The 1,986-nt window shown below is 69.1% G+C and carries 1 protein-coding gene and 1 pseudogene; one reads left to right on the forward strand and one right to left on the reverse strand.

Annotated elements, in window-relative coordinates; genetic code table 11:
* Positions 1-1,516: amidase (locus F6S12_RS31400; protein WP_315869821.1), on the forward strand; the 1,516-nt coding region annotated here is incomplete at its 5' end.
* Between the two features lie 239 nt (positions 1,517-1,755).
* Here F6S12_RS31400 and F6S12_RS31405 read toward each other — a convergent pair.
* A pseudogene (locus tag F6S12_RS31405) lies at positions 1,756-1,986 on the reverse strand (hypothetical protein); the annotation flags it as partial.

Below are 1,986 nucleotides of genomic sequence, written 5' to 3' on the forward strand. Positions count from 1 at the left end.
CCGCGCCAAGGGCCAGACCCTGGGCCCGCTGGACGGCATTCCCTACACCGCCAAGGACAGCTACCTGGTCAAGGGCCTGACGGCTGCTTCCGGCAGCCCGGCCTTCGCCGAGCTGGTGGCCTACCGCGACGCCTTCACCATTGAGCGCCTGCGGGCTGCCGGGGCCATCTGCCTGGGCAAGACCAACATGCCGCCCATGGCCAACGGCGGTATGCAGCGTGGCGTGTATGGCCGCGCCGAAAGCCCCTATAACGCCGCTTACCTGACCGCGCCCTTCGCCTCGGGCTCGTCCAATGGCGCCGGCACCGCCACCGCCGCCAGCTTCGCCGCCTTCGGCCTGGCCGAGGAAACCTGGTCCAGCGGCCGTGGCCCGGCCTCCAACAACGGGCTGTGCGCCTACACCCCGTCGCGCGGGGTGATCTCGGTGCGCGGCAACTGGCCGCTGACCCCGACCATGGACGTGGTGGTGCCTTTTGCCCGGACCATGGCCGACCTCCTGGAAGTGCTGGACGTGGTGGTGGCCGAAGACCCGGACACCCGCGGCGACCTGTGGCGCCTGCAGCCCTGGGTGCCGATCCCCAGCGTCGCTTCGGTGCGCCCGGCCTCCTACCCGCAACTGGCGGCCGGCGCCGCGGCGCTCAAGGGCAAGCGCCTTGGCGTGCCGCGCATGTACATCAATGCCGACCCTGAGGCCGGCACCAGCGAGAAACCGGGCATCGGCGGCCCCACCGGCCAGCGCATCCATACCCGGCCCTCGGTGATCAGCCTCTGGGAACAGGCGCGCCAGGCCCTGGAGGCCGCCGGCGCGCAAGTGCTGGAAGTGGACTTCCCCCTGGTGTCCAACTGCGAGGGCGACCGCCCCGGCGCGCCGACCGTGTACAACCGCGGCCTGGTCAGCAAGGAGTTCCTCCACGACGAGCTGTGGGAGCTCTCGGGCTGGGCCTTCGACGACTTCCTGCGGGCCAACGACGACCCCAAGCTCAACCGCCTGGCGAATGTCGACGGGCCGCAGATCTTCCCCCACGACCCCGGCACCCTGCCCAACCGCGAAGACGACCTGGCCGCCGGCATGGACGAATACGTGAACATGGCCAAGCGCGGGCTCAAGACCTGGGACCAGATCGCCACCCTGGCCGACGGCCTGCGCGGCCTGGAACAGACCCGGCGCATCGACCTGGAAGACTGGATGGACCGCCTGGGGCTGGACGCCGTGCTGTTCCCCACCGTGGCCGACGTTGGCCCGGCCGATGCCGATATCAACCCCGAGTCGGCAGACATCGCCTGGAGCAATGGCGTGTGGGTGGCCAACGGCAACCTCGCCATCCGCCACCTGGGGGTGCCCACCGTTACCGTGCCCATGGGGGTGATGGCGGACATCGGCATGCCGGTGGGGCTGACCTTCGCCGGGCGCGCCTATGACGACTCGAGCCTGCTGCGCCTGGCTTCGGCCTTCGAGGCCACCGGCAGCAAGCGCCTGATTCCACCGCGCACGCCGGCCTTGCATAGCGGCCAGTGACAAACCGGGACCGGGGCCGCAACGGCCCCGATTCACGCCGCGGGTAATCCACTTGCCATTTGACTTGCCTGCACCAGGCTCAGACAACCACCTGACTCTCAACGGCCACCTGGAGCCTATGGAACAGCTCTTCCAGCGCTGCATCGGCCAGCCGATTCAAGCCTGATCCGGGCGTTTCAAACGCCCCTCATGCAGGCTCCGGCCCAGGGTCTGCAAACCCTGGACTTAACCTCACTCCCTCACTGCTCATCCTCTGGCCGCAATGGCGAGTGCTGCCAATCGAAGTGGGTGAGCAACTGCCGGCACAGGTCGTCCAGCTGCGGGTGGTAGTGGTGGGTATGGGGCACGGGCAACTGCGGCTCGCCATGGCCGAAGCCCAGCGCGCGCAGGGCCGTGGCGTAGTCTTCCAGCGGCCCGTAGCCATAGATCAGGTTGTGCCGGTCCCAGACCACGGTGGCCTGTTGCTCGGG

Source organism: Pseudomonas sp. JV245A, assembly GCF_032424515.1.
Taxonomy (GTDB): Bacteria; Pseudomonadota; Gammaproteobacteria; order Pseudomonadales; family Pseudomonadaceae; genus Aquipseudomonas; species Aquipseudomonas protegens.